27 protein-coding genes are annotated in these 25,210 nt (G+C 74.3%); 6 read left to right on the top strand and 21 right to left on the bottom strand.

Annotation, left to right across the window (positions count from 1 at the left end; translation table 11 throughout):
* Positions 1-178 precede the first annotated feature (178 nt).
* The gene (lepA, locus tag ACH495_RS22090) at positions 179-2,056 is read right to left on the bottom strand and encodes a translation elongation factor 4 (RefSeq protein ID WP_396859604.1); all 1,878 of its coding nucleotides are present in this window, start codon (positions 2,054-2,056) and stop codon (positions 179-181) included.
* A gap of 128 nt (positions 2,057-2,184) precedes the next feature.
* Positions 2,185-2,721, bottom strand: coding sequence for a DUF4240 domain-containing protein (locus ACH495_RS22085; RefSeq protein WP_396859603.1), 537 nt, complete (start codon positions 2,719-2,721; stop codon positions 2,185-2,187).
* A gap of 74 nt (positions 2,722-2,795) precedes the next feature.
* On the opposite strand from ACH495_RS22085, the gene ACH495_RS22080 reads away from it, so the two are divergent.
* Both ACH495_RS22080 and rpsT read left to right on the top strand, forming a co-directional pair.
* Positions 2,796-3,776 (top strand): phosphotransferase family protein, encoded by a 981-nt coding sequence (locus tag ACH495_RS22080; RefSeq protein WP_396859602.1) that lies wholly within the window; start codon positions 2,796-2,798, stop codon positions 3,774-3,776.
* 194 nt (positions 3,777-3,970) lie between these two features.
* Positions 3,971-4,237 (top strand): 30S ribosomal protein S20, encoded by a 267-nt coding sequence (gene rpsT, locus ACH495_RS22075; protein WP_091071372.1) that lies wholly within the window; start codon positions 3,971-3,973, stop codon positions 4,235-4,237.
* 257 nt (positions 4,238-4,494) lie between these two features.
* Here the strand turns inward: rpsT and ACH495_RS22070 are convergent, their stop codons facing one another.
* From ACH495_RS22070 to pepN, 10 genes are all read right to left on the bottom strand, one after another.
* A complete protein-coding gene (locus tag ACH495_RS22070) occupies positions 4,495-4,995 on the bottom strand; it encodes a hypothetical protein (RefSeq protein ID WP_396859601.1) in 501 nt (166 codons plus the stop codon).
* Positions 4,992-5,972, bottom strand: a complete 981-nt coding sequence (gene holA / locus ACH495_RS22065) for a DNA polymerase III subunit delta (RefSeq protein ID WP_396859600.1) — start codon at positions 5,970-5,972, stop codon at positions 4,992-4,994. The genes ACH495_RS22070 and holA overlap by 4 nt, the downstream gene beginning before the upstream one ends.
* A 124-nt stretch (positions 5,973-6,096) precedes the next feature.
* Entirely contained in the window at positions 6,097-8,466 is a 2,370-nt protein-coding gene (locus ACH495_RS22060; protein WP_396859599.1) for a ComEC/Rec2 family competence protein, read from the bottom strand.
* The gene (locus ACH495_RS22055) at positions 8,463-9,413 is read right to left on the bottom strand and encodes a helix-hairpin-helix domain-containing protein (RefSeq protein ID WP_396859598.1); all 951 of its coding nucleotides are present in this window, start codon (positions 9,411-9,413) and stop codon (positions 8,463-8,465) included. Before ACH495_RS22055 ends, ACH495_RS22060 begins: the two co-directional genes overlap by 4 nt.
* Before the next feature lie 374 nt (positions 9,414-9,787).
* Entirely contained in the window at positions 9,788-10,564 is a 777-nt protein-coding gene (locus ACH495_RS22050; protein WP_396859597.1) for an SDR family NAD(P)-dependent oxidoreductase, read from the bottom strand.
* Positions 10,561-11,412 (bottom strand): DegV family protein, encoded by an 852-nt coding sequence (locus ACH495_RS22045; RefSeq protein WP_396859596.1) that lies wholly within the window; start codon positions 11,410-11,412, stop codon positions 10,561-10,563. The genes ACH495_RS22050 and ACH495_RS22045 overlap by 4 nt, the downstream gene beginning before the upstream one ends.
* A gap of 48 nt (positions 11,413-11,460) precedes the next feature.
* The gene (locus tag ACH495_RS22040; protein ID WP_396859595.1) at positions 11,461-12,090 is read right to left on the bottom strand and encodes a histidine phosphatase family protein; all 630 of its coding nucleotides are present in this window, start codon (positions 12,088-12,090) and stop codon (positions 11,461-11,463) included.
* Positions 12,087-12,458, bottom strand: a complete 372-nt coding sequence (gene rsfS, locus ACH495_RS22035) for a ribosome silencing factor (RefSeq protein WP_107155880.1) — start codon at positions 12,456-12,458, stop codon at positions 12,087-12,089. The genes ACH495_RS22040 and rsfS overlap by 4 nt, the downstream gene beginning before the upstream one ends.
* A 146-nt stretch (positions 12,459-12,604) precedes the next feature.
* Positions 12,605-13,201, bottom strand: a complete 597-nt coding sequence (gene nadD, locus ACH495_RS22030; protein WP_396859594.1) for a nicotinate-nucleotide adenylyltransferase — start codon at positions 13,199-13,201, stop codon at positions 12,605-12,607.
* A 93-nt stretch (positions 13,202-13,294) separates the two neighbouring features.
* On the bottom strand, positions 13,295-15,811 hold the full coding sequence (gene pepN / locus ACH495_RS22025; RefSeq protein WP_396859593.1) for an aminopeptidase N: 2,517 nt from the start codon (positions 15,809-15,811) through the stop codon (positions 13,295-13,297).
* 66 nt (positions 15,812-15,877) lie between these two features.
* Here pepN and ACH495_RS22020 point away from each other — a divergent pair, with 66 nt between their 5' ends.
* Complete coding sequence (locus ACH495_RS22020; protein WP_030503096.1) at positions 15,878-16,096, top strand: DUF397 domain-containing protein; 219 nt, start codon at positions 15,878-15,880, stop codon at positions 16,094-16,096.
* 10 nt (positions 16,097-16,106) lie between these two features.
* On the opposite strand, the gene ACH495_RS22015 is transcribed toward ACH495_RS22020, so the two are convergent.
* Entirely contained in the window at positions 16,107-16,496 is a 390-nt protein-coding gene (locus tag ACH495_RS22015; RefSeq protein ID WP_396859592.1) for a hypothetical protein, read from the bottom strand.
* Positions 16,497-16,729: 233 nt separating this feature from the next.
* Here ACH495_RS22015 and ACH495_RS22010 point away from each other — a divergent pair, with 233 nt between their 5' ends.
* Positions 16,730-17,977 carry a cytochrome P450 gene (locus ACH495_RS22010; RefSeq protein ID WP_396859591.1) on the top strand — a complete coding sequence of 416 codons (1,248 nt, stop codon included), beginning with the start codon at positions 16,730-16,732 and terminating at the stop codon, positions 17,975-17,977.
* A 107-nt stretch (positions 17,978-18,084) separates the two neighbouring features.
* Positions 18,085-19,167: a glycosyltransferase family 2 protein gene (locus tag ACH495_RS22005; protein WP_396859590.1), complete on the top strand. Its 1,083-nt coding sequence runs from the start codon at positions 18,085-18,087 to the stop codon at positions 19,165-19,167.
* 41 nt (positions 19,168-19,208) lie between these two features.
* On the opposite strand, the gene ACH495_RS22000 is transcribed toward ACH495_RS22005, so the two are convergent.
* From ACH495_RS22000 to ACH495_RS21990, 3 genes are read right to left on the bottom strand one after another with little or no spacing between them, the layout of a single operon-like run.
* Complete coding sequence (locus ACH495_RS22000) at positions 19,209-19,847, bottom strand: DUF3618 domain-containing protein (RefSeq protein WP_396859589.1); 639 nt, start codon at positions 19,845-19,847, stop codon at positions 19,209-19,211.
* The gene (locus ACH495_RS21995) at positions 19,844-20,296 is read right to left on the bottom strand and encodes a phage holin family protein (RefSeq protein WP_107155680.1); all 453 of its coding nucleotides are present in this window, start codon (positions 20,294-20,296) and stop codon (positions 19,844-19,846) included. Before ACH495_RS21995 ends, ACH495_RS22000 begins: the two co-directional genes overlap by 4 nt.
* A gap of 31 nt (positions 20,297-20,327) precedes the next feature.
* Positions 20,328-21,110 (bottom strand): hypothetical protein, encoded by a 783-nt coding sequence (locus ACH495_RS21990; protein WP_396859588.1) that lies wholly within the window; start codon positions 21,108-21,110, stop codon positions 20,328-20,330.
* 194 nt (positions 21,111-21,304) lie between these two features.
* On the opposite strand from ACH495_RS21990, the gene ACH495_RS21985 reads away from it, so the two are divergent.
* Positions 21,305-21,781, top strand: a complete 477-nt coding sequence (locus ACH495_RS21985) for a DUF4383 domain-containing protein (RefSeq protein ID WP_396859587.1) — start codon at positions 21,305-21,307, stop codon at positions 21,779-21,781.
* 102 nt (positions 21,782-21,883) lie between these two features.
* Here ACH495_RS21985 and ACH495_RS21980 read toward each other — a convergent pair whose 3' ends face one another.
* The 5 genes from ACH495_RS21980 to ACH495_RS21960 form a co-directional block, all read right to left on the bottom strand.
* Entirely contained in the window at positions 21,884-22,333 is a 450-nt protein-coding gene (locus ACH495_RS21980) for a GNAT family N-acetyltransferase (protein ID WP_396859586.1), read from the bottom strand.
* A 70-nt stretch (positions 22,334-22,403) separates the two neighbouring features.
* The gene (gene obgE / locus ACH495_RS21975; RefSeq protein ID WP_396859585.1) at positions 22,404-23,858 is read right to left on the bottom strand and encodes a GTPase ObgE; all 1,455 of its coding nucleotides are present in this window, start codon (positions 23,856-23,858) and stop codon (positions 22,404-22,406) included.
* An 89-nt stretch (positions 23,859-23,947) separates the two neighbouring features.
* A complete protein-coding gene (gene rpmA / locus ACH495_RS21970) occupies positions 23,948-24,202 on the bottom strand; it encodes a 50S ribosomal protein L27 (protein ID WP_091072397.1) in 255 nt (84 codons plus the stop codon).
* A gap of 10 nt (positions 24,203-24,212) precedes the next feature.
* Positions 24,213-24,530, bottom strand: coding sequence for a 50S ribosomal protein L21 (gene rplU / locus ACH495_RS21965; RefSeq protein ID WP_343445574.1), 318 nt, complete (start codon positions 24,528-24,530; stop codon positions 24,213-24,215).
* A gap of 187 nt (positions 24,531-24,717) precedes the next feature.
* On the bottom strand, positions 24,718-25,191 hold the full coding sequence (locus ACH495_RS21960; protein WP_396859584.1) for a hypothetical protein: 474 nt from the start codon (positions 25,189-25,191) through the stop codon (positions 24,718-24,720).
* Positions 25,192-25,210 lie beyond the last annotated feature (19 nt).

Genomic DNA, 25,210 nt, shown 5'->3' with positions numbered 1-25,210 from the left:
TAAGTTCCCGACCGGCCGAAAACCGAAACCGGCCGAATCACCGGCGAGCCGCCCCGCGCCGGCCCGGCAGCCTGAAACCGCAGGTGGGAGCGCTTCCCAGGAGCTGAAAATTTCCTGAGTACGCGAACCGGCCGGCACCCTCGACGGAGGATGCCGGCCGGTTTCGTGGGTCGCCGGGCTACTTCTTGCCGGCGGGCTTGCCGTCGCCGGAGTCGGACGAGAGCGCCGCGATGAAGGCCTCCTGGGGAACCTCCACCCGGCCCACCATCTTCATCCGCTTCTTGCCCTCCTTCTGCTTCTCCAGCAGCTTGCGCTTACGGCTGATGTCACCGCCGTAGCACTTGGCGAGCACGTCCTTGCGGATCGCGCGGATCGTCTCCCGGGCGATCACCCGGCTGCCGATGGCCGCCTGGATCGGCACCTCGAACTGCTGACGCGGGATCAACGAGCGCAGCTTCGCCGCGATCGTCGTGCCGTACGTGTAGGCCTTGTCCTTGTGCACGATGGCGCTGAACGCGTCCACCGGCTCACCGTGCAGCAGGATGTCCACCTTCACCAGGTCGGACGCCTGCTCGCCGGACGTCTCGTAGTCCAGCGAGGCGTACCCCTTGGTGCGGCTCTTGAGCTGGTCGAAGAAGTCGTAGATGATCTCGGCCAGCGGCAGCGTGTAGCGCAGCTCCACCCGGTCGGCGGAGAGGTAGTCCATGCCGAGCAGGTTGCCCCGGCGGCCCTGGCACAGCTCCATCACCGCGCCGACGTAGTCGTTGGGCGTCAGCACGGTGGCCCGCACGGTCGGCTCGTACACCTCGGCGATCTTGCCGGTGGGGTACTCGCTCGGGTTGGTCACCACGATCTCCTGAGCGTCCTCCGTGATGGCCCGGTAGACCACGTTCGGCGCGGTGGAGATCAGGTCGAGGTTGAACTCCCGCTCCAGCCGCTCCCGGATGATCTCCAGGTGCAGCAGGCCGAGGAAGCCGCAGCGGAAGCCGAACCCCAGCGCGCCGGACGTCTCCGGCTCGTAGACCAGCGCCGCGTCGTTGAGCTTGAGCTTGTCCAGCGCCTCGCGCAGGTTCGGGTAGTCCGAGCCGTCGATCGGGTAGAGGCCCGAGTAGACCATCGGCTTCGGGTCCTTGTAGCCGCCGAGCGCCTCCCGGGCCGGATTGCCGTTGATGGTGACCGTGTCACCGACCCGCGACTGGCGGACGTCCTTCACGCCGGTGATCAGGTAGCCCACCTCACCGACGCCGAGCGCGTCGGCCTTCACCATCTCCGGCGAGATGACGCCGATCTCCAGCAGCTCGTGGACCGCGCCGGTGGACATCATCTTGATCCGGTCCCGGGCCGAGATGCGGCCGTCGATCACCCGGACGTACGTGACCACGCCACGGTAGACGTCGTACACCGAGTCGAAGATCATCGCGCGGGCCGGGTCGTCGGCCGCCCCGACCGGCGGCACGAACTGCCGGACGATCTCGTCGAGCAGGTACGGCACGCCCTCACCGGTCTTGCCGGAGACCCGGATGCAGTCCGCCGGGTCGCCGCCGATCAGGTGCGCCAGCTCCTCGGCGTACTTCTCCGGCTGGGCGGCCGGCAGGTCGATCTTGTTGAGCACCGGGATGATGCGCAGGTCGTTCTCGAGCGCCAGATAGAGGTTGGCCAGCGTCTGCGCCTCGATCCCCTGCGCGGCGTCGACCAGCAGGACCGCGCCCTCGCAGGCGGCCAGCGAGCGGGACACCTCGTAGGTGAAGTCGACGTGACCGGGGGTGTCGATCATGTTGAGCACGGCAGTCTCGCCGGTCCGGTCACCCTCCCGGATGGTCCACGGCATCCGGACGGCCTGGCTCTTGATGGTGATGCCGCGCTCGCGCTCGATGTCCATCCGGTCCAGGTACTGCGCGCGCATCTGCCGGGGGTCGACCACGCCGGTGAGCTGCAGCATCCGGTCGGCCAGGGTCGACTTCCCGTGGTCGATGTGGGCGATGATGCAGAAGTTCCGGATGCGCGCCGGGTCGGTGGCACCAGGAGCGTTCGCGCCGGGATCGAGCTTCGGTGGCACAGCGGTCCGTTCTGGTCGGCTGACGTGGGCGGGCCGGCGCGCCGCCGGCCCCCTCTATGCTCCCACGTCGTCCGGCGCGCGCCCGGGCTCCCCCGGCACTGTCCCGCCGCCCGCCGCCGCGCGGGGCGTCACTCCGCCGGCGGCTCGACGAAGAGCGCGGCGAGCCCGGGCAGCCGGCGGCGGGCCTCCTCCTCGTCGTCGAAGTCCCAGAAGTCGTTCAGGTCGGGCACCTTCACCGGATCACGATCGGCCGGCAACTCCGACGCGGTGGCCTGCCGGTAGGCCTCCCAGGGCACCGACAGCATCCGCTCGCACTCGAACTCCTCGCCGCTGAGCGCGGCGGAGCGGACCCGGGACAGCTCGGCCAGCGAATCCGGCTCGGCCACCGCCCGCGCGAAGACGGCCCGACCCTGCGTCATCAGCCAGCCCCGGAAATATTCGAAGCCGTCGTCCGAGGCGCCGCCGTTGATCAGGTATGCCGCGCCCCACAGGTCGACCCGGTAGGAGGCGGCCAGCACCCGCCGCTGGTGGTGGGCGTACCCGACGATCTCCTCCGGATCGCGCTCGGCGAGCAGCGCGACCGCCCGCACGGCCACCGCGTCGGCCTCTCCCCCGGCCGCGGCCCGGGCCTGGTCGATCAACTGCCAGAAGTCCTCGGTCCTCATGGTCGGCAGTCTGGCAGAGCCCACCGACGCGCCGCCCGCACCCGGCGGTGGTGGCGGTGCGGCAGCATGGTGCGGTGCGCCCGATCTCGCTACCGCCCGTCCCGTACGGGCAGACGGCCGACCGGCCCGGCTGGACCGACCTGCCGGACGGGCTGCGCGACGCGCTGGCGGCCCGGCTCGGCGGCCCACCGGCCGCGGTCCGGGTGGCCGGCGGCGGCTTCACCCGCGGCTTCGCCGCCGTGCTGACCGACCCGACCGGCGACCGGGTGTTCGTCAAGGCGGCGGCGCTGACCGGGCAGCGGCACCTGGTCGACTGGTACGCCCGCGAGGCCGCGATCCTGGCCCGGCTCCCCGCCGGCCTGCCGGTGCCCCGGCCGCGCTGGGCGTTGACCGCGGCCGGCTGGTACGCGCTCGCGCTCGACGCGATCGACGGGCACACCCCCCGGCTGCCCTGGGACCCGGCCGAGCTGGCGGCGGCCCTCGCCGCGTACGCCGAGGTGGCCACCGCGCTCGCCGAACCGCCCGGGGATCTCGTCGCGCTCGGGCTGCCGCGCCTGGCCGACCTGGCCCGGGACGACATCCTGTGGTGGGGCGAGGTGGCCGCCGGCCGCGAACCGCTGCCCGAAGCGGCGGCGGGCGCCCCGCTGGCGGAGCTGGTCGCGCTGGAGTCCCGCCTCCCCGGCTACGCCGACGCCGCCCCCGGGCTGGCCCACGGTGACCTGCGGGTGGACAACCTCCTGCTCGACGCCGACGGTCGCGTCTGGCTCTGCGACTGGCCCTGGCTCTGCCACGGACCCGCCTGGTTCGACCTGGCCGGTCTGCTGCTCACCGGCTACGCCAGCGGCCTCGACGCGGACACCGCCTTCGCCCGCCACCCGGTGACCGCCGGGGCGCCCGCGGACGCGCTGGAGGTGAGCCTCGCCGCACTCGCCGGCTACTTCCTCACCGGCGCCGCCGCCGGCCCGTCCACCGCCTCCCCACACCTACGCTCCCACCAGCAGTGGAGTGGTGAGCAGGCCCTCGCCTGGCTCACCGCCCGCCGCGCCTGGGCCTAGCGGGTAAGGAGGGGCCCCCGCTTAACGCCTCCGGTAGAGAAGGGGCCCCCTCTCACCCCTGCTGACCGGTGCGTTCGGGAGGCGTTTTGGCTCGTCCGGGGGCGACCTGGTAGCCTGACCATTCGCGCGGCGATGACGCATGCTCGTCGCGTACGCAAGCTGACCAACCCGAGCTATCAAGACGAGGCTGTCGCGTGGCGAACATCAAGTCCCAGATCAAGCGCAACCGGCAGAACGAGAAGCGCCGGCTGCGTAACAAGTCGGTCAAGTCGTCGCTGAAGACCGCCATCCGGAAGTTCCACGAGGCTGCCGAGGCGGGCGACGCCGAGAAGGCCACCGTGCTCATGCAGGAGGCCACCCGCAAGCTGGACAAGGCCGCCAGCAAGGGTGTCATCCACGCCAACCAGGCGGCGAACCGGAAGTCGGCGATCGCCAAGCGCGTCGCCTCGTTCTCGGCCTGACGAGACCGTAGACCCGACCGGAAGCCCCGGGGCCACCGCCCCGGGGCTTCCGGCTGTCCGCGTTCTCCGACGCAGGGCAGCGACCGGACAGCTCCCCCCTTTGCGCTGAACAGTCGAGATCTTGGAAGATTCCGGCCCTTCTGGGGGCCGTTCGCGTCCAAGATCTCGGGATGCTGGGGCAGGCGCGCGGCCCGACTGGGCCGCATGCGGGGCGCGGGGTGGGCGGCGGCTGGGCGACGCGGCGGTGTGACCGACGGTCAGCGGAAGGGATCGGGCCAGGCGACCTCGGAGGCGGCCCGCCGGCCCCCGTCGTCGGGCCGGTCGAACGGCAGCACGGAACGCCCCGCCCGGTGGTACGGAAGGACCGGACGGGTCGTGCTCCGGTCGCCGGCCAGGCTCGGGCCACCGGGTAGCGCCCGGACCGCGGTGGGCACCGGCGCCCGCCCGACGACCGGCTCCATCTGCCGGCGGAAGCGGTCCCGCTCCTGGTCGGGCACCTGGGCCGCGGTGCGGATCACCACCTCGGCCACCACGTCGTTGAGCTTGACCATGGCCGCCACGGCCGTCGGCAGCACCAGCACCGCCCACCAGCTCACCAACTCGGCGAGCGAGAGCAGCACGGCCAGCGCCACCGCGCCCTCGAAGAAGAGGAAGCAGAGCACCCCGCCCGGGTTCACGAAGCGCAGACCGAGCACCCGGGCGTAGAGGGGCCGATAACGGTCCTCGTCCGTCGGCACGGTCGACCACGCTCGGGTCACCGGGCGCCGCCCTGCCGGGCCGCGGCGACCGAGAAGACGGCCCGCTCCAACGCGTACGCCCGGTCGTCGGCGCCACCCTTGACGGCCGCGTTGCACTCGGCCGCGGCCCGCATCGCCGCGACCAGGCCCTCCGGCGTCCAGCCCCGACCCTGGCGTTGGGCCCGCTCGATCTTCCACGCCGGCATGCCCAGGCTGCTGGCGAGCTGATAGGCGCTGCCCCGCCCGGCCGAGGCGACGCGGGCCACGGTCCGAACGCCGTCGGCGAGCGCGTCGGCGATGGGCACCGGATCGACGCCGACGTGCAACGCCCAACGCAGCGCCTCCAGGGCACCGGGAACGTCGCCGACCATCGTCGCGTCGGCCACGGTGAAGCCGGTCACCTCGACCCGGCCCCGGTAGTAGCGGGAGACCGTCTCCGCGTCGATCCGCCCGTCGGTGTCGGCGACGAGCTGCGAGCAGGCGGCGGCCAGCTCACGCAGGTCGTTGCCGACCGCCGCGATCAGCGTCTCGGCCGCGTCCTCGGCGCACTTCCCGCCTCGGCGGCGGATCTCGTCCCGGACGAAGGCGACCCGCTCCCGATGCCCCTTGAGCTTCCCCGCCGGCACCACTGTGGCGCCCGCCGACCGCAGGCCGTCGGCGAACGCCTTGCCCTTGGCGCCGCCCAGGTGCAGCACCACGAGCTGCACGTCCGGGTCGGGGTTCTTCGCGTACGCCAGCAGCGCGGCGGACAGGTCCTTGCGGGTGTCCTGGCCGGAGCGGAGCACCAGCACCCGGCGACCGCCGAACAGCGACGGGCTCAGCATCTCGTCGATCTCACCGACCGCCACCGAGCCGGCCTGGTATTCCCGTACGTCCACGTCGGGGTCCACCGCGCGGGCCCGGGCGACCGCTTCGGAGACCGCGCGCGTGGCGAGCAGCTCCTCGTCGCCGAGGACGAGCAGAATGGGAGGCAGGCTGGCGGGGGTCACGTCGCACATACTCGCACGCCCTCCGGGCGGATCGTGCCTGCTCATCAGGGACTGTGACGGCGCAGCCCGCACACAACGCAAATCCAGACATTTGCCTCGATCCTCCATCTATACCGTCAGAACCTCAGCAGGTTCACCGCGACCGCCCCCGCTCGGCGCCGCGCGCCACCACCGCCAGGCCGACGCCGGCCCGGACGACGGCCACGTCCCCGTCGGTGTCGGTACGCATCACCCGCGCGCCGCCCCTGCCCAACCGGCCGAGCAGACCGGCGTGGGGATGCCCGTAGTCGTTGTCGACACCGACGCAGACCAGCGCGACCGCCGGGCGGACCGTGGCGAGGAAGTCCGGGTCCTGGTACGCCGACCCGTGGTGCGCCACCTTCAGCACGTCCGCCCGGAACGCGCCGGCCGGCACCGTCTCCAGCAACGCCCGCTGCTCCTCGGTCTCGGCGTCACCGGCCAGCAGGATCCGCACGCCGGCCACCGTGGCGGTCAGCACCAGCGAGTTGTTGTTCGGGTCGGAGCGGCTGCCGCGCAGCGGGTACGGCGGCCCGACCGCCACCAGCTCCACCGCGCCGGACCGCCAACGCCAGCCCGCCGGCGCCGGGGCGAGCGGCGCGCCGCCCCGGCCGGCCGCCTCGCGCACCTGGGCCACCCCATAGGGCGGCTCGGACCAGGGCGGGCCCACCACCGCGCCCACCCGCCGGCCCCGGAACACCCCGGCCACCCCGCCCACGTGATCGGCGTGAAAGTGGCTGACCACCAGCAACGACACCTCGCGTACGCGGAGCCGGCGCAGGCAGGCGTCCACGCCGGACGGCTCCGGGCCGGCGTCGACCACCACGACCCGGCCGGCGGCCACCGGCAGCACCACCGCGTCGCCCTGACCCACCGCGCACGCCACCACCACCCAGTCGCGCGGCGGCCACCCGGAGGCGAGCAGCCGGATCGGCAGCGCGCCCAGCACCACGGCGACCACGACGACCGCGACCAGCCGTCGGGCCCGGCGCCGCCGGACGGCGAGCAGCAGCGCCACGCTCACCGCCGCCAGCAGCAGACCGCCGGCCACCCCACCCGGCCAGGGCAGGTTCCCGGCCGGCAGCCCGGCCCCGTGGGCCGCCACCGCCACCAGCCAGCGCGCCGGCCAGCTCGCCAGCCAGGCCAGGAACTCCGCCCCGGCCGGCCACACCGGCGACAGCACCGCCGCGAGCACACCCAGCACCGTGGCCGGCGCGACGGCGGGCACGACCAGCAGGTTCGCCGGCACCGCCACCAGGCTGACGGTCGCCGACAGCGCGGCGATCACCGGGCCGCAGGCGAGCTGCGCGGCGGCCGGCACCGCCAGCGCCTCCGCCAACCCCGGCGGTACGCCCCGACGACGCAGCGCGTCCCGCCAGCCCGGCGCGAGCAGCAGCAGCCCGCCGGTGGCACAGACCGACAGCGCGAAGCCCGGGTCGCCGGCCAGGTCCGGGTCCAGCAGCACCAGCCCGGCGACCGCCGCGGCCAGGGCGGGCAGCGCCGCCCGGGACCGCCCGGCGGCCAGCGCGGTGAGCCCGATCGCACCCATCGCCGCGGCACGCACCACGCTCGGGGAGGGCCGCACCAGGATGACGAAGCCGACCAGCGCCAGACCGCAGAGCGCCACGGCGGTCCGCGGACCGGCACGAGCCCAACGGGCCAGCAGCAGCACCGCTCCCACGATGATCGCCACGTTGGACCCGGACACCGCGTTGAGGTGGGTCATCCCGGTGGCCCGGAAGTCCTCCTCCACCTCGGGCGGCAGCCGGCTGGTGTCGCCCACCACCAGGCCGGGCAGCAACCCGCCCGGGGCGTCCGGCAACGGTTCGCAGGCGCGCTGCAACCCGGAGCGCAACACGCCGGCCGCCCGCTGCGGCCAGGACGCGGCGCCGTGCCGGGTGGGCGGCCCGGTGGCCGAGAGCACGGCCGCGGTCAGGTCACCGCCGCGCGGCGCGGCCAGCCGCCCTCCGGTGGTGACCCGCTGACCCGGCAGCAGCCCTCGCCAGCCGGGGTCGGTGGCGAGCACCAGGCCGCGCACCGGGCCGGTGACCTGGCCGCCGTCGGGGCCGGTGAGGCGTACCAGATCGGCCCGGACCAGCAGCGTGGCCGGACGGCCGGGCGCGCCGCGCACCGGGCGGGGATCGTCCCGGACCACCAGGTCGGCGGTGACCAGGGCACGCTCGGTGACCAGCGCGCGCACCGTCGGGGCGTCGCGGACCACGACCCGCGCCCCGGTGGCCGCCGCCCCGCAGAGGGTGCCGAGCAGGACGGCGACGGCGGCCCAGCCGTACCGGCCCACCGGACCGACCGAGCGCCCGCGGCGCAGGCGCAGGCCCGCGACCAGCGCGAGCGCGGCGGCGACGGCGGCCAGCCCGGCGGTCGACCGGACGGGAAGGTGCAGCCCGGCGAGCGCGGCGAGCCAGGCCGCCACCGCGAAACCGACCAGCCGCAGGTCCGGCCCGACATCTCCACCGTCGGCGCTCACACCGTCACCAGTTCCTTGAGCTGCTCGTAGCGGGCGTCCCCGATGCCGTCGACCTGTCGCAGGTCGGCCACGGACCGGAACGGGCCGTGCTGCTCCCGGTGGTCGAGGATCCGCTGGGCGAGCACCGGGCCGACGCCGGGCAGCGCGTCGAGCTGGGCCAGCGTGGCGGTGTTCAGGTTGACCGGCCCGGCCGCCGGACCACCGGGCGCACCGCCGCCGGCCGCCGGGCCGGGCGCGGCCTGCCCCGGCGGGGCGGTGACGCCGACCAGGATCAGCTCGCCGTCGGTGACCTTGCGGGCGGGGTTGAGCAACGCCACGTCGATGCCGGGCAGTGCTCCCCCGGCCGCCGTCAGGGCGTCGGCCAGCCGGGCGCCGGCCGGGAGCCGGACCAGCCCGGGGCGGCGGACCTTGCCGGCCACCGTGACGACCACCTGGGCGGGCGAGCCGGCCGGCGCGGCCCCCTCGGTCACCGCGCCGGCCGACGCCTCCCCGGTCGACGCCACACCGACCGGCGCGACCGGGCGGACGGGCTCGGCGCTCGGCCGGGATCGCCACGCCCAGACGGCGGCCACCAGGACGACGATCGCGGCCACGGCGGCGAGGGCGCGGACGCCGCGCCGGCCCGGGTCGAACGCGCCCGGTCCGGGCAGGCGGGACGCCAGCCCATGCTCAGCCTCCGGGGCCGGGCTCTCCGCAGGCCCGTCGGCATCGTCCACCATCGGCGCCCCGAACAGGGGCGGCGGCAGGTGGTCGGGCGCCGGGTGACCGCGTCGCGGTCCGGGCCGGTCCGGCTCGGCGAACGGGTACGCCGGTGGCGGCCCGGGTGTCGCCGCCCGGACGGCATGCGGAGCAGTGCCGGCGGGAGCCGGGACGGCAGTCCTACCCGCTGCTGGCGTGAACAGCCGGGCGAGCCTCCGCCGTACCGTCGTCTCCTCGTCGTCTGACACGGCCGGGACGCTAGCGGCGACGCCGGGCCGAGCGCTGTCCCACGTACCCTCGCCTGTGGACAGCACAGCGGTTGTGGACAACCACCCGATCATGCTGGCGATGTGCTGGTGATGACTGGCTTTTCTCGCGTACCCCGACACGAAGCAGCCCCGACATCCATCAGGGATACCGGGGCCGCGCTTGGCCTCTCCGGCGCGGGTGGGTGGTCCAGCGGTGGGTGGAACGTCATAGGTGCCAAAACGAGCCGGATACACCCGTGGCGTTCCACTCATGGGCCAGGTGCGGCGTGGGTGGAACGTCATGGGTGTCTCCTGCGTGCACCGTCACTCACGTCCTGGCCATCGGCCAGCACGATCCAGCGGGAGCGCACCGGTCAGCGCGCCTCCGGGTCCAGTCCGAGCGCGGCCCGGCCCCCGTCGACCGGCAGCGTCACCCCGTTGACGAACGAGGCCGCCGCCGACAGCAGGAACGCGACCACGTCGGCCACCTCCCCGGTACGCCCCATCCGGCCCACCGGGTGCAGCCGGGCCAGCTCCGCTTCGACGTGCTCCACCCCGGCCCGGTCCAGCCCGGCCAGGTAGGCGGTGTGCCGCTCGGTGTGGATCGAGCCGAGCGCGACCGCGTTGGTGCGGATGCCGTGCGGGCCGTAGTCGACCGCCAGCGCCCGGGTGAGCCCCTCCACGGCCGCCTTCGCGGTGGCGTACGGCAGGGCGCCCGGCACCGCCCGACGGGCCTGGTGGGAGGAGACGTTGACGATCGCCCCGCCGCTCCCGGCGGCCAGGAACCGGCGTACGGCGGTGCCGGCGCCGACCACGGCGGGACGCAGGTTGGCCGCGATCAGCTCGAACACCTCGGTCGCGGGCACCCGGTGCAGGTCGGCGTCGCGGAAGACGGCGGCGTTGTTCACCCAGCCGGCCAGCGGGGCGGACGCCTCCGCGCGGTCGGCGGCCCGGCCGGTGACCGTCTCGTCGGCGGCGTCCCCGGTGACCGCGTGCAGCCGGTCGGCGGCCGGGTGCCCGGCCAGCCAGCCCGTCGCGTCGGCGTCCCGTTCGACGACCACCACCGCAGAACCGTCGGCGGCCAGCCGCTCGACGATCGCCCGCCCGACCCCCCGGCCACCCCCGGTGACGACGTACGACCGCGCGCTCATCGGCGGCGGTGGACGACCACGCAGGCCAGTCCGGGGCCGGCGTGCGCGGCGACCACCGCGCCGGCCTCGGTGACGTACGTGTCGTGCAGCCGGTCGCCCAGCCGCTCGGTCAGCGCCGCCAGCAACGCCTCGGCGCGTTGCGGGGCGGCGAGGTGGTGCACCGCGAGGTCGACGTCGGCGTCACCGGCCGTCTCGACGGCCAGGTCGATCAGGCGCGCCACGCCCCGGCTCGCGGTGCGGACCTTGTCCCGGACCACGATCGCGCCGTCCGGCATGTGCATGATCGGCTTGACCGAGAGGGCGGTGCCGAGCAGCGCCTCGGCCGCGTTGATCCGGCCGCCCCGACGGAGGAACTCCAGCGTGTCGACGTAGAAGAAGATGGTGGTCCGGTCGATCGCGTCCAGCGCCGCCGCGCGTACCCCGGTCAGGTCGGCGCCCCCGGCGGCGGCCGAGGCGGCGGCGAGCGCCGGGAAGCCGAGGCCCATGCCGGCGGAGCGGCTGTCGACCACGGCGACTCGGTCGGCGCCGACCTCGCCGGCGGCCAGGCGGGCCGCCTCGACGGTGCCGGAGAGCTCGGCGGAGAGGTGCACCGAGACCACGCCGTCCGCGCCGTCGGCGAGCAGCGCGCGGTAGACCTGCGCGAACTGTTCCGGCGCGGGCCGGGAGGTGCTCACCGAGACGCGCCGGGCGCCCAGCGCGCGGGTGGCGTCCGCCGGGGAGGTCTCGATGCCCTCCAGCCCTTCGGCGCCGTTGAGCACGACGGTCAGCGGGACGACGGTGAGCCGGTGCGCGCGGACCAGTTCGGGGGGCAGGTAGGCGGTGGAGTCGGTGACGACCGCTACGGGCATGACCGGCACGCTAGCCGATGTCGCGGGGACGCGCCGGGGCCGGCCGGCTCAGACCGCGTCGGTGAGCGCCGGCTGGGTGATCAGCCCGACATTGTGCGCGCGCAGGTGCCAGCCGCGGACGTCGTCGTGACGCAGTTCGGTCCAGTGGCAGTTGGCCAGCGAGCCGACGCTGCGCAGCACCGCATGATCCCAGCCGAGCAGGTGCCCGACGCCCTGCCGGGCACCGCCGCCGTGGGTGGCGACCACCACGGTGCCGCCCTCGGCGAGATCGGCCGCGTCGCGGAACGCGGCGCCGAGCCGCCTGCCCAGATCGTGCAGGCTCTCGATGCCGGCGCCGGGGTCGGGGTCGCCGGCCCGCCAGCGCGCGTACTCGTCGGGGAACCGCTCGGCGGCCTCGGTCAGGGCCAGGCCCTGCCACTCGCCGAAGTGCCGCTCGCGCAGCCGCGGGTCGGAACGGACCGGCAGCCCGGTCAGCGCCGCCAGCGCGGCGGCGGTGTCGGCGGCGCGGCGCAGGTCGCTGGCGACGATGGCGTCCGGGCGGAGCGCGGCCAGCACCGGCGCGGCGGCGCGGGCCTGCTCCCGGCCGAGGTCGTTGAGCGGCACGTCGGTCTGGCCCTGGACCCGGCTCTGCGCGTTCCAGTCGGTGTTGCCGTGCCGCCAGACGATCAGGCGGGTCATTCGGCGGTGGCGGTGCCGGCGGCCGAGTCGGCCAGGTCGCGGTCCACGAACGGGATCTGCGGGCAGTCCTTCCAGAGCCGGTCGAGCGCGTAGAACTCGCGTTCCTCGGTGTGCTGCACGTGCACCACGATGTCGACGTAGTCGAGCAGCACCCAGCGGCCGCCCCGCTCACCCTCGCGGCGGACCGGCTTGGCCTTCTCCGGCAGCTCCAGCAGGCGCTCCTCGATGGCGTCGACGATGGCGAGGACCTGACGCTCGTTCGGAGCGGAGGCCACCAGGAACGCGTCGGTGATCGCGAGCTGGTCGCCCACGTCGATGATGACGATGTCCTGTGCCTTCTTGTCGGCCGCGGCCTGGGCAGCGGCCATCGCCAGCTCGTAGGCGCGTTCCGGAATGGTGGTCACCGTTCTCCTTCGATCAACCGTGCGACCCTCCAAGCCTCTCACACCGGCCGGTGCGACGACCTGTCAGTTCTGGCCGGTTAGTGGCACGAACGGGGACGTAACGGGCGAGATCACGCCTGGTAGAGACGCCGTTTGGCGATGTACTGCACCACACCGTCCGGCACCAGGTACCAGACCGGCTCGCCCCGACCGACCCGGGCGCGGCAGTCGGTGGAGGAGATGGCCATGGCGGGCACCTGCACCAGACTGACCGAGTCGGCCGGAAGGTGCTTGTCGGACAGTTCGAAGCCGGGCCGGGTCACCCCGATGAAGTGGGCCAACTCCAGGACCTCGTCCAGGTCCTTCCAGGAGAGGATGCGCTCCAACGCGTCCGCGCCGGTGATGAAGAAGAGCTGCGCCTTCGGGCCGTACTCGGCGTGCAGGTCGCGCAGCGTGTCGACGGTGTAGGTGGGGCCGCCGCGGTCGATGTCGACGCGGCTCACCTGGAAGCGGGGGTTGGAAGCCGTCGCGATCACGGTCATCAGATAGCGATCCTCGGCCGGGCTGACCGGTTCGTCCGCCTTCTGCCACGGTTGCCCGGTCGGCACGAAGACCACCTCGTCCAGCCCGAACCGGTCGGCCACCTCGCTCGCCGCCACCAGGTGACCGTGGTGGATCGGGTCGAACGTGCCGCCCATGATGCCGATCCGCCGGATGTCTTCCTCCACCCCGCGATCCTAGGCCGCGCCGCCGAGCCGGCCGGCCCGGGTCGCCGGGTCACGCCGGACGGGCGATCGGCCCGCCCGGCGCGAACCGCCGACTCAGGCGCTCGCGGCGGCCACCGCCGTCCGGGCCACCAGCGCGCGGCGCAGGTCGTCGTCCAGGTCGACGACCCGCCGCCGCAGCCCCGGCGTCAGGTCGTCGCGGGCCAGCAGCGCCGCGGCCAGCTCCCGGGTGGGCTGCGACACGGCGTAGCGCGGGAACGCCAGGGCGGCCACCCGGTCCGCCACCCAGGCGGTACGCAGTCGCGCGGCCGCGGGCATGTCGGTGAAGTATCGGGTGACGTAACCGGCGGTCAGCTCCGCCTGCTCCGGCTGCCAGAACCCCTCGGCGGTCGCCTCCACCAACCGGTTCGACAACTCGGTGTTGCTGATGACGATCTCCCAGGCCGCCCGCTTGGCGTCGGCGTCCGGCAGGGCGGCCCGGCAACCCGCCGCCCGCTCGGCCCCGGTGGCACTGCGGTCGGCGGCCGCCTCGGCGTCGATCTCCGCCGCACCGGCGCCGCCCAGCACCACCAGCCGGAGCAGCAGCTCCCAGCGCAGGTCGGCGTCGACCGCCAACCCCTCCGGCACGTCCGCGCCGGCCAGCCAGCCGGCGAGCAGGTCGGCATCCGTGGTGGCGCCGATCAGGCCCCGCGCGGCGGCGAGCTGGAGCGACCCACCGGCTGGGGCGCCGGCCAGCAGCGTCCGGCACGCCCCGGCGATCCGCAGCAGCGCCGCGTCCCGGGCCAGCGGCTCCAGGTAGCGGTCGACGAGGTTGCGGGTGAGCGCGAGCACGTCCTCGGCGATGATCACCTCGGTCTCGGCCGGCAGCGCGGCGGCGACCAGGGCGACCAGCTCGGCGACCGGCCGCTCGCCGTCGGTGGCGGCGTCCAGCGCCTCGCCCCAGAGCAGGGCCCGGGCCAGCGGGTCGTCGAGCCCGGGGAGCAGCGTCGCCACCGCGTCGGCGGAGGCCGGGTCGAGCCGGATCTTGGCGAACGTGAGGTCGCCGGCGTTGGGCAGCAGCAGGCCGGTGGCGGGCTGGCCGACCGGCTCGGGCAGCGGCGTCCGGCCGCCGTCGGCGGCCGGGTCGAGGGCGACCTCGAACCGGCGCACCGGGCCCTCGGCGGTGTGGTGGGCCACGCCGATGCGGTGCGGTCGCAGCACCGGGTGGCTCGCCGGCGCGGTCTGCGCCACGGCAACCTCGGTCCACCGGCCGTCGGCGTCCACCGCGGTCTCCACCCGCAGCGTGTTGACCTGCGCGCGACGCAGCCACCGCTCGGCCCAGTCGGTCAGGTCGCGGCCGCTGGCCGCGCCGAGGCTGGCCAGCAGGTCGGCGAGGGTGGCGTTGCCGAACCGGTGCGCGGCGAAGTGCGCGTTCAGGCCGGCGAGGAACGCGTCGTCGCCGAGCCAGGCGACGAGCTGGCGCAGCACGCCGGCGCCCTTGGCGTACGAGATGCCGTCGAAGTTGAGCAGCCCCGCCGCGGCGTCGACGACCTCCTCGGGCGCCACCGGGTGGGTGGAGGGCCGCTGGTCGGCGGCGTATCCCCACGCCTTGCGGCGCAGCGCGAAGGTGGTCCAGGCCTGGTCGAAGCGGGTGGCTTCGGCGGTGACGCGGGTGCCGAGGTACTCCGCGAACGACTCGTTCAGCCACAGGTCGTCCCACCAGCGCATGGTGACCAGGTCACCGAACCACATGTGCGCCATCTCGTGGGCGATGGTGGTGGCGCGCTGCTCGCGCTGGCTGTCGGTGACCGCGGAACGGAAGACGAAGTCGTCGCGCAGCGTCACCAGGCCCGGGTTCTCCATCGCGCCGGCGTTGAACTCGGGCACGAACGCCTGGTCGTACTTGCCGAACGGGTAGCGCTCGGCGAAGAGCTGGTGGAAGCGGTCCAGGCACTGCCGGGTGACGGTGAGGATCTCGTCCGCGTCGGCGTCGAGGTGCGCGGCGAGCGAACGCCGGCAGTAGAGACCGAGCGGGATGCCGTCGTGCTCGGCGCGACGCACGTGCCAGGGCCCGGCGACCAGCGAGACGAAGTACGTGGCCAGCGGCGCGGTCGGGGCGAACTCCCACCGCCCCGGCGCCGGCCGGTCGGCGAGCTGCCCGTTGGCGGCCACCGTCCACTCCGGTGGCGCGGTGACCGCCAGCGTCACCGGGGCCTTCAGGTCGGGCTGGTCGAACGCGGCGAAGATGCGCGGCCCGTCGTCCAGGAAGGACATCGCGTAGAGGTAGGTCTCGCCGTCGGCCGGGTCGACGAAGCGGTGCAGCCCCTCGCCGGTGTTGGAGTAGGCCATCTCGGCCTCGACGGTGAGCGTGTTGGTCCCGGCCAGCCCGGTGAGCGGCAGCCGCTCGTCGGTCAGCAGGGCCGGATCGAGGTCGCGGTCGTTCAGGCGGGCCCGCAGGAGTCGGCGGGGTTTGACGTCGACGAACGTCTCGGCGTCGGGGGTGGCCCGGAACCGGATGGTGGTGGTGGAGCGGAACCGCTCGGCGTCGCCGGTCAGGTCGAGGTCCACCTGGTAGGACTCGACGGTGATCGACGCGCCGCGCGCGGTCGCCTCTGCACGGGTCAGGCTCGGCATCCGCTTATCCTGCCCGATGAGGTCCGCACGGGCCGTTCCGTGACGCGTGGCGATGGAGGAACAACGATGGGTCAGCATCCCAAGGGCGATTTCGACAGTTCTCGGGCGGTCTGGCAGCGAGCGGAGGGCGACACGTCCGAGGGCGCGGTGGAGGTGGCCTTCGTCGACGACCTGATCGGGATGCGCAACTCGGCCGAGCCGGACGGCCCCGTCCTGGTCTTCACCCAGGCCGAGTGGGACGCCTTCGTGGCGGGCGCCCAGGACGGCGAGTTCGACCTGGACTGAGCCGGCCGGGTCAGTCACCGTCGCCCCAGCCGAGCCCGCCCGGCCCGGGCGCGTGGTGGAAGCCGGGATGGCCGGCCACGTCGACGCACCGCTCGTCGTCGGGGCCCACCGCCCCGCAGAACAGCCGCTCGGCCCGGTGCCAGGCGTCGGCCGGGGACAGCGCCGCCGCGCCGAGCGCCAGCTCCGGGCGGAGCAGGTCGAGCGCTTCCGCGTACGACACGGCCAGGTCGCGTGCGACGGCGGCGCCGGTGGCCGCGAAGCCGAGGTGCACGGTGAAGAACCGAGGTGGGCGGGCGGCGGCCCGGCGGGGCGCGGCGATCAGCCGCTCCTCCCGGCCGCCGCCCCGCAGCCCGGCCACCGCGTCGCGGTGCCGCCGTGGTGTCGCCCGGTCGTCGCGCATCCGTGCCCTCCTCCGTCGCCGATGACCGCCGCCGGAGGCCGTGCCGGCGGGGCCGGACCGGTCGCCGCCGATCCGCACATCGAGGAAACCAGCTTTTCCGCGCCCGGGGAGGGGCCAGCGCCAGGTCCCGGCTGGCCCCTCCCCCGCCCGGGTGGAGCTGGGGCACCGGAGGGTTCGGCCGCGTCACCCCGGGTAGGCAGCACACCCGCCGAGCCGGGTCAGGAGCAGCCGAGATGAGCACCATGCCGAGCGACCGGAGCCCGGACAGCACGCTGGCCTACCTCCGCGAGGGCTACCGCTTCGTCGGCGCCCGCTGCGACCGGTACGGCTCCGACGTGGTGCAGACCCGGCTGCTGCTGGAACCGACGATCTGCCTGCGCGGCCGGGAGGCCGCCGAGCTGTTCTACGACGAGGAGCGGTTCGTCCGGCGCGGCGCCATGCCGATGCGCGGGCAGCGCACGCTGACCGGGGTGGGCGGTGTCCAGGGCCTCGACGGGGCGGCGCACCGCGCCCGCAAGGCGATGTTCATGTCGATGATGACGCCGGCCGCGGTCCGGCGACTCGGGCAGCTCTTCGACGACGAGTGGCGGGCCCGGATCCCGGTCTGGGCGGAGCGCGGGCCGGTGGTGCTCTACGACGAGGTGGCCCGGCTGCTGACGCGCGCGGTCTGGGCCTGGGCCGGGGTGCCGCTGGCCGAGGCCGACGCGCGCCGCCGGACCGCCGAGATGCACGCCATGATCGAGGGACCGTCGGTGCTGGGCCCGAAGCACTGGCGCGGGCTGCTCGGCCGCCGCCGGGCCGAACGCTGGGCCGGCGCGCTGGTCGAGCGCGCCCGCTCGGGTGCGCTCCCGGCGCCCGACGGCAGCGCGCTGCGGGTCGTCGCCGAACACCGGGACGAGCGCGGCCAGCCGTTGCCCCGCCGGATCGCCGCGGTGGAGCTGCTCAACGTGCTCCGCCCCACCGTCGCGGTGGACCGGTACGTGGTCTTCGCCGCGCTGGCGCTGCACGACCACCCGCACTGGCGCGACCGGGTACGCGACGACGACGACGCGACCGAGCAGTTCGTGCAGGAGGTCCGCCGCTACTACCCGTTCTTCCCGGTCGCCGCCGCCCGGGTGCGTCGCTCGTTCGAGTGGCGGGGGTACGCGTTCCCGCAGGGCCGCCGGGTGCTGCTCGACCTGTACGGCACCAACCACCACCCCGGCCTGTGGCCGGAGCCGGAGCGGTTCCGCCCGGAGCGCTTCGCCGGTTGGCGGGACGACCCGTTCGGGCTGGTCCCGCAGGGCGGCGGCGACCACGACACCGGTCACCGCTGCGCCGGCGAGTGGATCACGATCGAGTTGATGAAGCGGGCGGTGGCCAACCTGACCGGCGCGATGAGCTACCGCGTCCCGCCGCAGGACCTGGCGCTCGACCTCGGCACGATGCCGGCGCTGCCGCCCAGCGGGCTGGTCGTCGACGGGGTGCGGCCGGCCGGCTGAGCTGGCCGCCGTCCTCCCTCTTCCCGCTACCCGACCCACGGCGGCCGAAACGGTTTCAGGAGCCGCATTCCGGGCAAGTCGCGGGACCCGAGCCGACCGGAGGCGACGTGACCCGAACGACCGCTCCCCCGCTGCCGCACCCCGGCCGGACCGCCGCGGCGTCCGCGCCGGACCGGCTTCCGATGGCGTACGTCCTGCCGCTGCACGCCGCCGACGACCACGGCCTCGACGAGCTGACCGGCTACCTGCGCGAGCTGCGCCGCTGGGTGGACGTGGTGGTGGTGGACGGCTCGCCGCCGGACCTGTTCGCCCGGCACGCCGACGCCTGGCGGGGGCTGGTCCGGCACGTACCGCCGGATCCCGCGCTGCGCGGGCGCAACGGCACGGTGCTCGGGGTGCTCACCGGCGTCGCGCTGGCCCGGCACGAACACGTGGTGATCGCCGACGACGACATCCGGTACGACCTGCCGGCGCTGCGCGCGGTGCACGGCCTGCTCGACCGGGTGGACCTGGTCCGGCCGCAGAACCACTTCGCCACGCTGCCCTGGCACGCCTGGTGGGACACCGGCCGGACGCTGCTCGCCCGGGTGTTCGGCGGGGACTGGCCGGGCACGCTGGCGGTGCGCCGGGCCACCTTCCTGGCGATGGGCGGCTACGACCCGGACGTGCTCTTCGCGAACCTGGAGCTGCACCGGACCGTGCGCGCGTACGGCGGCAGCACGGCCACCCCGGCCTGGCTGTACGTGCGGCGGCTCCCGCCCACCACCGGGCACTTCCTCGGGCAGCGGGTACGCCAGGCGTACCACGAGACGGCCCGCCCGGTGTGGCTGGTGGCCGCGCTGGCGGTGCTGCCGGCGACGGCGGTCGCGCTCGCCGCCCGCCGCCCGGGGCTGCTGCTGCGCGCCGGGCTGGTCACGGTGGCGGTGGCGGAGCTGGGCCGGCGGCGGGCGGGCGGGGCGCGGGTCTTCCCGGCGCACGCCACGCTCGCGGCGCCGGTGTGGGTGCTGGAGCGTGGCGTGTGCGCCTGGCTGGCGGTCGGCCGGCGGCTGCGCGGCGGCGTGCCGTACGCGGACAGCCGCCTGCGGGTGGCGGCCCACAGCACCCGCACGTTGCGCCGTCGGCTGGCCCGCCGCCACCCCGACGAGCTGTCACTCTGGGTCGAGACATGCGAAGGCGGGGGCCCTTGTTAACGCCTGGGCGATAGCAGGGGCCCCCGCTTAACAGACGGCGCTCAGGAGCGTGCCTGGTGGGCGCTCTCCCGGACGTCCTGCGCGGCGCTGCGGCCGTCGTCCTTGACCGCGTGCACGGCGTCCTGGGCGGTGGAACGCACCGCCTCGGCGGCGCGCTGGGCCGGCTCGCGCAGCTCGTCCCTCAGCTCGCCCGCGACCTCGCCGAGCTTCTCCTTCACCACGCCGCTGTGCTCGGTCGCCTTCTCCTTGACCTGCGCGGCGAGCTCCTGCTCGCGACGGGTGGCCGGGATCAGCGAGGAGACCAGCATGCCGACGCCGAAGGCGATCACGCCGGCGGCGATCGGGTTGCCCTGGGACTTCTGCCGCACGACCTGCGGCGCCCGGTGCGCGGCGTCACCCACCGTGGAGGCGGCGGAGTGTGCCCGGTCGCCCACGGTGGAGGCGACCGAGGAGGCGTGGTCGCCGACCGAGTGGGCGGCGTGGCCGGTGCTGTGGCCGAGGTCGGAAGCGGTTCCCATCACCTTGTCCTTCACGTTCGTCAGCGCGCTGCGGACGCGCTGCTTGCGGTCGTCGACGATGCGGCTCGGGCTGACCTTGTACGCCAGGGCGTCCACGTCCGAGCTGAGGTTGTTGCGGGTGGCTTCGATCTCCCGGCGGATCTGGTCGGGGTCGGTGCTCATCGGGTGACTCCCTCCGGGTGCGGCTTCAGTGCGTCCGGGATGCGCTGGACGCTGTCGTTGGTCTGCTTCAGGCCACGAATCTGCTCGGCGTTCTTCTTCGCCTTCGAGTAGAGGACCGCGGCGATCGCGGCCCACACCACGGCCACGATGAGCGCGGCCAGCCCGGAGTCCATGACGTTGTCGAGGAACTGCCACACCGCGACGGAGACGAAGAGCGCCACCATGTAGCCGCCGAAGCCGGCGCCGCCGTAGAGGCCGGCGGCCTTGCCCGCCTTCTTGCCCTCCTGGCGGATCTCGGCCTTGGCCAGTTCGACCTCCTGCCGCATCAGCGTGGAGAGGTCGCCGGTGACCTGGCTCATCAACTGCCCGATCGAGCTGCCCCGCACCTCGTCGGCGTGGTGTGGCGCGCCCGCCGCCTGGTAGCCGGGGTCCTGCGTCGGCACGGTCATGCCGTGGTCTCCCTTCTGCCGGTCCGGCGACTCACGGGCGGGGAGCGCCGGTCGACGGCACGCCCGGCAGCGGGTCGGTCTGGCTCGGCGGCGGCAGCGGCTGGCCGGTGCCGCCGGCCGGGTCGGCCCAGGTGTTCGGGGCGCCGCCGCCCGGGTAGGTCGCGCCCGGCGCGGAGTAGCCCGGGTCCGGCTCGGCGTAGGTGCCCGGCGTCGGGTCGAGGTAGCCACCGGCCGGCGCCTGGGTGGGCACGCTCGGCGTGGTCGGGAGGACCGCGGTCCGCTCCGGGTCGTAGGCCGGCCGGGCGCCGCTGCCGTCGTTGCCGACGGCGGCGATGTTCCGGGTGAGCCGGCCGGCGACCACGCCCAGCAGGGCGGCGCCGACCAGGAACGTGCCCGGGTTACGGCGGGCGTAGCCCTTCACCTCGTTGAGCAGGTCGCCCGGCTCACGCTGCTCCAGCCAGCCGGCCACGCCGTGCACCCGCTCGGCCGCCTGGTGGGCCAGCTCGGTGACCGGGCCGGAGCCGCCGCCCTGCTGCGCCATCGACCGCATCTCGTCGGCCAGCGACCGCAGGCCGCTGGCGGCCCGCTGCTGCTGCTGGCTGGCCTGCGTGGTGACCTGGTTGCGGGTCTCGCCGTAGAGGTCGCGGACCTGCCGCTTGGCCTCGCCCACCACCTCCTGGCCCTGCTCCTTGGCGGTCTGGGCGACCGCGCCGCCCGCGCTCGCGGCGTCGGAGCCGACCTGGCGGGCCTGATCGCGTACGCCGCCGTTGGTCGACTCGTACGTGGCGGTCGTGGAGGAAAAGTCCTGAGTCATGGTGTCCCTTCCGCTCGTGCGTTCCCAGCGGTTTGTGTTCGGGGGGTTCACGCGAATACTTTCCGCGTGACAACTGCCCTACCCCAGGTCGTCGGGTCCATGCCTGATTCGTCATTTCTCTGCGGAAGCGACCCGTCCCGATCACAGAATGGGGAGGCCGGCCCGCCCGGGTGGGCTCCACGGGGGTGACAGCGATGGCACGTGAGGTGCGCGGACACCCGTCGGCCCGGCCGGCGGTGCAGAAGGTCGCGCTCGCGGTGGCGGCCGTCTTCGTGCTGATCGGCGTGCTCGGCTTCGTCCCCGGCGTCACCGCCCACTACGGCGAGATGGCGTTCGCCGGGCACCACTCGGGAGCGAAGCTGCTCGGGGTGTTCCAGGTGTCGGTGCTGCACAACCTGGTGCACCTGCTGTTCGGGCTGGTCGGGCTGCTGGCCGCGCGGCGGCTGGCCGGCGCGCGGGTGTTCCTGGCCGGCGGTGGCGCGCTCTACCTGGTCCTCTGGCTGTACGGCTTCGCCATCGACCGGGAGAGCGCGGCGAACTTCGTGCCGATCAACGACGCCGACAACTGGCTGCACCTGTTCCTCGGCTTCGGCATGCTCGCCACGGGCCTGCTGCTGAACAACGAGGTGGGCACCGGCGGCCGGCTCGACACCCCGATCGATCGACCCTGACCAGAGCCGTCACGGCGCACGAGGGCACGCGCAGACGAGCGCCGGAGCGGTGTGTGAGAAGGGGCCCCTTCTCGACGCCAGGCGTTAAGAAGGGGCCCCTCCTTACGCCGCCACCGGGAGCTGCTTGGCGAAGCAGACGCTGTACGGGTTGTCGACGTACTCGCCGTAGACCGGGATCGGCTGGTAGCCGCTGGACCGGTAGAGCCCGATCGCGGCCGGCAGGTAGGTGCCGGTCTCCAGGCACACCGTCCGGTGCCCCTCCCGGAAGGCCAGTTCCTCCAAGGCGAGCAGCAACTGCCGGGCGATGCCGCGCCCCCGGTACGCCGGCCGGACGTACATTCGCTTCAGCTCGCCGGTGTCGGCGTCGAGCGCCTGGAGGCCGCCGCAGCCGACCGCCCGGCCGCCGACCACGGCCGCCAGGTAGCGGATGTCGGTGTGTGTGACGGTGACCTGCCCGTCCAGCCCGCCATCGGCGTCCCGCAGCTCACGCTGCTGGGCCACGACGAGCGCGGCGACCTCCGGGTCGGTGGCGGGCCGGGATTCGATCAGCATCCCGTCACGGTAGGTCGGCCGGATTTCACGGAGGTTTCCGGCCAACGTCCGCAACACGGACGCGACCGAACTAATCGTCGTCCGGTTCCTCCGCCGTCGGACCCGCCTCGATCTCGTCCTCCGGGCGCTGCCGGCGGGCCTTGCGGGCCTCCAGCCGGTCCGCGGCCGAGGGGCGCGTCGACTTGTCCTCCAGCCGCACGTCGGTGCCCCGGTTGCCGGGCGTGAAGTCGACGCCGGCGTAGAGGGTGGGCTGCCAGTCGAACTCCCGGTCGCCGATCCGCACCAGGTCGCCGGCCTGCGCGCCGGCCTTGGCCAGCTTCTCCTCGACGCCCAGCCGGGCCAGCCGGTCGGCCAGGAAGCCCACCGCCTCGTCGTTGTCGAAGTTCGTCTGCTTCACCCAGCGTTCCGGCCGGCTGCCCCGCACCGTGAAGGAGCCGTCCGGCTCGGCCTCGATCGTGAATCCGGCGTCGTCGACCGCCTTCGGGCGGAGCACGACCCGGGTCGGCTCGACCTCCGGAGCGGCCCGGCGGCCCTCGTCGACCAACTGGGCCATCGCGTACGTCAGCTCGCGCAGGCCCTCGCGGGTGGCGCTGGAGACGTCGAAGACGCGGAAGCCACGGGCCTCCAGGTCGGGGCGGACGATGTCGGCGAGGTCCTTCCCGTCCGGCACGTCGACCTTGTTCAGCGCGACCAGTCGAGGCCGGTCGGCCAGCCCGCCGTACTGGGCCAGCTCCGACTCGATGGCGTCGATGTCGGCCAGCGGGTCGCGGCCCGGCTCCAGCGTCGCGGTGTCGACCACGTGCACCAGCACGGCGCAGCGCTCGACGTGGCGGAGGAACTCCAGACCCAGCCCCTTGCCGGTGGCGGCGCCCGGGATCAGACCGGGCACGTCCGCGACGGTGAAGGTGTGGTTGTCCACCCGGACCACGCCCAGGTTGGGCACCAGCGTAGTGAACGGGTAGTCGGCGATCTTCGGCTTCGCGGCCGAGATCACCGAGATCAGCGAGGACTTGCCGGCGGACGGGAAACCGACCAGGCCGACGTCGGCGACGCTCTTCAGCTCCAGCACCACGTCGAGCTTGTCGCCGGGCTCACCCAGCTCGGCGAAGCCCGGCGCCTTGCGGCGGGCGTTGGCCAGCGAGGCGTTGCCCCGGCCGCCCCGACCGCCGCGGGCCGCCTCGAACGTGGTGCCCACCCCGACCAGGTCGGCCAGCACCTCGCCGTCCAGGGTCTGCACCACGGTGCCGTTCGGCACCTTGATCACCAGGTCGCGGCCGTTGGCGCCGTCCCGGTTCGAGCCGGCCCCACCCTTGCCGTTGTCGGCCTTCAGGTGCGGCCGGAAGTGGAAGTCGAGCAGCGTGGTGACCTGCGGGTCGACCACCAGCGACACGCTGCCGCCATGGCCGCCGTTGCCGCCGTCCGGGCCGCCGAAGGGCTTGAACTTCTCCCGGTGGATCGAGACACAGCCGTGCCCGCCGTCGCCGGCCTGCATGTGCAGGACGACCCGGTCAACGAACGTCGTCACGACGCCAATCCTTCCAGCGGGGTCCGCCCCGCACGTGGAAAGGCGAAGCGGGCCGGGACCCGAGGTCCGCGGCCCGCTTCGCCTTCGAACTACTGCTGCGGCACGATGCTGACGGTCTTGCGACCGCGCTTGGTGCCGAACTGCACCGAACCGGCGGACAGCGCGAACAGCGTGTCGTCGCCGCCACGGCCGACCAGGTCACCGGGGTGGAACTTGGTGCCACGCTGACGGATGAGGATCTCACCCGCGCTGACGACCTGACCACCGAAGCGCTTCACGCCGAGCCGCTGGGCCGCGGAGTCGCGACCGTTACGCGAGCTGGACGCACCCTTTTTGTGAGCCATTTCCGACGACCTACTTCCCGCTGTTGGAGATGCCGGTCACCTTGACCTGGGTCAACGGCTGGCGGTGACCCTGGCGCTTGTGGTAGCCGGTCTTGTTCTTGAACTTGTGGATCCGGATCTTCGGGCCCTTGGTGTGCGCGGCGATCTCGCCGGACACCGCGACCTTGGCGAGCTTCGCCGCGTCGGTCACCAGGTCGTCACCGTCGACGAGGAGCACCGCGGTGAGCTTCACCGCGTCACCGGGGGCACCGGTGAGCTTCTCGACCTCGATCACGTCGCCCTCGGCGACCTTGTACTGCTTGCCGCCGGTCTTGACGATCGCGTACATCGGAGGCGCACTCCCTGTCGTTGAGTCTGCTGGCGTCTTTCCCCACCGTCGCCGGCGGGTCGTTCCCACGGCGTCTCGCCGGGAGCCGTGACACCGGCGGCGCGGGCGCGCGGGAACTAGGCACACCAAAGTGCGCCGCAGGCAAGAGTACGCCATACCCGGTCCGCCGCCCAAACCGGGCCGCCGGTCACGCCGGGCAGAGCTGGTCGAGACGCTGCTGGAGCCGGTCGAACGCCGTCTCGTCGATCGCCCGCACGTCGGTGCCGAGCCCACCCACCTCGGTGGCCAGGTCCGCCAGCAGCGTCCGCAGCCGCGGGTCGGTGGCCCGCCCGGACTGCTCCCGCAGCACGTCCCGCCAGCCCGCCAGCGCCGTCTCCGCGTCCCGCTGGGCGGCCTTCTCCGTGCTCCGGTCCCCGGTGCCGCCGGCCCGCAGCATCTCCGCCAGCTTCTGCACGTACGTCTGCACGGCCGCCGACCCGGCCTGCTTCGCGCGGGCGCAGACGCCCGCGTCGCCGGTGGCGGTCGGGGCCGGAGTGGGCGACGTGGCGGCCGGGGCCGGTGAGGCGAAGCCCACGGAGAACGGGTCGTCGCCCCGCTCGGCACAGCCCGCCCCGGCCAGCACCAGTCCGGTCAGCGCGGTGACCGCTAACACCCGGCGCATGTCTCCTCCCTCCGGGGCG

This window comes from Micromonospora sp. NPDC018662 (assembly GCF_044391475.1).
In the GTDB taxonomy this organism is placed as follows: domain Bacteria; phylum Actinomycetota; class Actinomycetes; order Mycobacteriales; family Micromonosporaceae; genus Micromonospora.
This window is presented reverse-complemented; position numbering and strand designations above follow the sequence as displayed.

Bases quoted from the DNA above. Each gene is read 5' to 3' on its own strand.
- holA (WP_396859600.1), bottom strand. From the start codon at position 5,972: ATGTGCGACGTGACCCCCGCCAGCCTGCCTCCCATTCTGCTCGTCCTC.
- ACH495_RS22045 (WP_396859596.1), bottom strand. From the start codon at position 11,412: ATGCCCGTAGCGGTCGTCACCGACTCCACCGCCTACCTGCCCCCCGAA.
- ACH495_RS21990 (WP_396859588.1), bottom strand. From the start codon at position 21,110: ATGACTCAGGACTTTTCCTCCACGACCGCCACGTACGAGTCGACCAAC.
- ACH495_RS22020 (WP_030503096.1), top strand. From the start codon at position 15,878: ATGGGTCAGCATCCCAAGGGCGATTTCGACAGTTCTCGGGCGGTCTGG.
- pepN (WP_396859593.1), bottom strand. From the start codon at position 15,811: ATGCCGAGCCTGACCCGTGCAGAGGCGACCGCGCGCGGCGCGTCGATC.
- ACH495_RS22010 (WP_396859591.1), top strand. From the start codon at position 16,730: ATGAGCACCATGCCGAGCGACCGGAGCCCGGACAGCACGCTGGCCTAC.
- ACH495_RS22015 (WP_396859592.1), bottom strand. From the start codon at position 16,496: ATGCGCGACGACCGGGCGACACCACGGCGGCACCGCGACGCGGTGGCC.
- ACH495_RS22050 (WP_396859597.1), bottom strand. From the start codon at position 10,564: ATGAGCGCGCGGTCGTACGTCGTCACCGGGGGTGGCCGGGGGGTCGGG.
- ACH495_RS22000 (WP_396859589.1), bottom strand. From the start codon at position 19,847: ATGAGCACCGACCCCGACCAGATCCGCCGGGAGATCGAAGCCACCCGC.
- ACH495_RS22085 (WP_396859603.1), bottom strand. From the start codon at position 2,721: ATGAGGACCGAGGACTTCTGGCAGTTGATCGACCAGGCCCGGGCCGCG.
- rsfS (WP_107155880.1), bottom strand. From the start codon at position 12,458: ATGGCCGCTGCCCAGGCCGCGGCCGACAAGAAGGCACAGGACATCGTC.
- ACH495_RS21960 (WP_396859584.1), bottom strand. From the start codon at position 25,191: ATGCGCCGGGTGTTAGCGGTCACCGCGCTGACCGGACTGGTGCTGGCC.
- ACH495_RS21985 (WP_396859587.1), top strand. From the start codon at position 21,305: ATGGCACGTGAGGTGCGCGGACACCCGTCGGCCCGGCCGGCGGTGCAG.
- ACH495_RS21980 (WP_396859586.1), bottom strand. From the start codon at position 22,333: ATGCTGATCGAATCCCGGCCCGCCACCGACCCGGAGGTCGCCGCGCTC.
- ACH495_RS22040 (WP_396859595.1), bottom strand. From the start codon at position 12,090: ATGACCCGCCTGATCGTCTGGCGGCACGGCAACACCGACTGGAACGCG.
- ACH495_RS21995 (WP_107155680.1), bottom strand. From the start codon at position 20,296: ATGACCGTGCCGACGCAGGACCCCGGCTACCAGGCGGCGGGCGCGCCA.
- rpmA (WP_091072397.1), bottom strand. From the start codon at position 24,202: ATGGCTCACAAAAAGGGTGCGTCCAGCTCGCGTAACGGTCGCGACTCC.
- rplU (WP_343445574.1), bottom strand. From the start codon at position 24,530: ATGTACGCGATCGTCAAGACCGGCGGCAAGCAGTACAAGGTCGCCGAG.